1 protein-coding gene is annotated in these 3,398 nt (G+C 66.6%); it reads right to left on the bottom strand.

The window, feature by feature from the left end; translation table 11 throughout:
- Window positions 1-3,398 (bottom strand): methionine synthase (gene metH / locus ACWDZ6_RS33335; protein ID WP_451505824.1); only part of this gene is annotated, 3,398 nt, incomplete at both ends.

Here is a 3,398-nt window from a genome sequence, read left to right on the forward strand (position 1 = left end):
GCTTCGGGGTGGTGGATGACGATCGCGTCGGTGGACTGCTCCGGGTGGAGCTGGAACTCCTCGGAGAGCTCGACGCCGATCCGCTCGGGCTCCAGCAGCGCCGCGATCTTCGCGCGGTCCTCCAGATCGGGACAGGCGCCGTAGCCGAGCGAGAACCGGGCGCCCCGGTACTTCAGGGCGAACATGTCCTCCACATCGGCCGGGTCCTCGGCCGCGAAGCCGAGTTCGGAGCGGACGCGGGCGTGCCAGTACTCGGCGAGGGCTTCGGCGAGCTGGACGGACAGGCCGTGGAGTTCGAGGTAGTCGCGGTAGGAGTCGGACGCGAAGAGTTCGGCGGTCGCCTCGCCGATCTTCGAGCCGACGGTGACGACCTGGAGGCCGACCACGTCGGTCTCGCCGGACTCCTCGGGGCGGAAGAAGTCCGCCAGGCACAGCCGGCGGCCGCGGCGCTGACGCGGGAAGGAGAAGCGGGTGCGCTCGGAGCCGTCCTCGTTCAGGAGGATGAGGTCGTCGCCCTTCGACACGCAGGGGAAGTAGCCGTAGACCACGGCCGCCTCGAGCAGGTTGCGGGTGTGCAGCTGGTCCAGCCAGCCGCGCAGCCGGGGCCGGCCCTCGGACTCGACGAGCTCGTCGTAGGTCGGGCCGTCGCCGGTGCGGGCCTGCTTCAGCCCCCACTGGCCCTTGAAGAGTGCGCCTTCGTCCAGCCAGGACGCGTACTCCTTGAGCTGGATGCCCTTGATCACCCGCGTGCCCCAGAACGGCGGCTCGGGGACCGGGTTGTCGACGGCCACGTCGGAGCGGGCCGTGCCCTCCTCGGGGCGCTCCTCGGCCACGGCGTTCGTGGTGGCCCGGACCCGGCGTTGCTTGAGTTCGGGGAGGCAGGCTCCGGGGACGCCGCGCTTGACGCCGATGAGGGCGTCCATCAGCCGCAGGCCCTCGAACGCGTCGCGGGCGTAGCGGACTTCGCCTTCGTAGATTTCGTGGAGGTCCTGTTCGACGTAGGCGCGGGTCAGGGCGGCGCCGCCGAGGATGACGGGGTAGTCGGCGGCCATTTTGCGCTGGTTGAGCTCTTCCAGGTTCTCCTTCATGATCACCGTGGATTTGACCAGCAGCCCCGACATTCCGATGACGTCCGCCCGGTGTTCCTCCGCGGCCTCCAGGATCGCCGAAACCGGCTGCTTGATACCCAGATTCACCACGTTGTAGCCGTTGTTGGACAGGATGATGTCGACGAGGTTCTTGCCGATGTCATGCACGTCACCACGGACGGTGGCCAGCACGATCGTGCCCTTGCCGTCCGCGTCGGTCTTCTCCATGTGCGGCTCCAGATACGCCACCGCGTTCTTCATCACCTCGGCCGACTGGAGCACGAACGGCAGCTGCATCTGACCGGAACCGAACAGCTCACCGACAACCTTCATACCCGCCAGCAGCGTGTCGTTGACGATGTCCAGCGCCGGACGGGACCGCAGAGCCTCATCCAGATCCGCCTCCAGACCGTTCTTCTCACCGTCCACGATGCGGCGCTCGAGCCGCTCCCCCAGCGGCAGCGCCAGCAGCTCCTGCGCCTTGCCCGCCTTCATCGACGTCATATTGACGCCCTCGAACAGCTCCATGAGCTTCTGCAGCGGGTCATAGCCCTCGGCCCGCCGGTCGTAGATCAGATCCAGCGCGACCCGGACCTCCTCCTCCTTCAGCCGGGCGATCGGCAGGATCTTCGACGCATGCACAATCGCCGAATCCAGACCCGCCTTCACACACTCATCCAGAAACACCGAGTTCAGCACCACCCGGGCCGCCGGGTTCAGCCCGAAGGAAATGTTCGACAGACCCAGCGTGGTCTGCACCGCCGGATGACGCCGCTTCAGCTCACGAATCGCCCCGATCGTGGCCACCCCGTCCTTACGGGACTCCTCCTGCCCCGTACAGATCGTGAACGTCAGCGTGTCAATGAGAATGTCGCACTCGTGCACACCCCAGTTGCCCGTCAGATCATCGATCAGCCGCTCCGCGATCGCGACCTTGTGCTCGACCGTACGGGCCTGGCCCTCCTCATCGATGGTCAGCGCGATCAACGCCGCACCATGCTCCCGCGCCAGCGCCGTGACCTTCGCAAACCGCGACTGGGGACCGTCACCATCCTCATAATTGACCGAGTTGATGACCGCCCGGCCACCCAGCTTCTCCAACCCCGCCCGCAACACATTCAGTTCAGTGGAATCCAGCACAATCGGCAGCGTCGACGCGGTCGCGAACCGGCCGGCCAGCTCCTCCATGTCCGCCGCACCGTCCCGCCCGACATAATCCACACACAGATCCAGCATGTGCGCACCCTCACGGATCTGATCCCGCGCAATCTCCACACAGTCGTCCCAGCGGCCCTCCAGCATCGCCTCCCGGAACTTCCTGCTGCCATTGGCATTGGTCCGCTCACCGATCGCCATGTACGAGGTGTCCTGACGGAACGCCACCGTCTGGTACAACGACGCCGCACCCGGCTCCGGACGCGGCTCACGCACCGTCGGCACAAGACCACGCACCCGCTCCACCACCTGACGCAAATGCTCCGGCGTCGTCCCGCAGCACCCCCCCACCAGCGACAGCCCGTACTCCCGCACAAACATCTCCTGCGCATCCGCCAGCTCACCCGCCGACAGCGGATAATGCGCACCGTTCCGGCCCAGCACCGGCAACCCCGCATTGGGCATACACGACAGCGGAATACGCGAATGCCGCGCCAGATAGCGCAGATGCTCACTCATCTCCGCCGGACCCGTCGCACAGTTCAGACCGATCATGTCGATACCGAGCGGCTCCAGCGCCGTCAGCGCCGCACCGATCTCCGAACCCAGCAGCATCGTCCCGGTCGTCTCCACCGTCACCGAACAGATCACCGGAAGACTCGTCCCGGTCACCTCCAGCGCCCGCCGCGCACCCAGGACCGCCGCCTTCGTCTGCAGCAGGTCCTGCGTCGTCTCCACCAGCAGCGCATCCGCACCACCGGCGATCATGCCCTCCGCGTTCTGCTGATAGGCGTCCCGCAGCTTCACATACGGAGCGTGCCCCAGCGTCGGCAGCTTCGTACCCGGACCCATCGAGCCCAGCACCCACCGCTGCTGCCCCGTCGACGCCGTGAACTCGTCCGCCACCTCACGCGCGATCCGCGCCCCCGACTCCGACAGCTCGAAGACCCGCCCCGGAATGTCGTACTCCCCCAGCGCCGCCAGATTCGCACCGAAGGTATTGGTCTCCACACAGTCCACACCGACCGCGAAATACTCCTCATGCACCGACCGCACAATGTCCGGCCGCGTCACATTGAGAACCTCGTTGCACCCCTCGAGATTCTCGAAGTCCTCAAGCGTCGGATCCTGCGCCTGCAACATCGTGCCCATCGC

This window comes from Streptomyces sp. NPDC002926 (assembly GCF_053591755.1).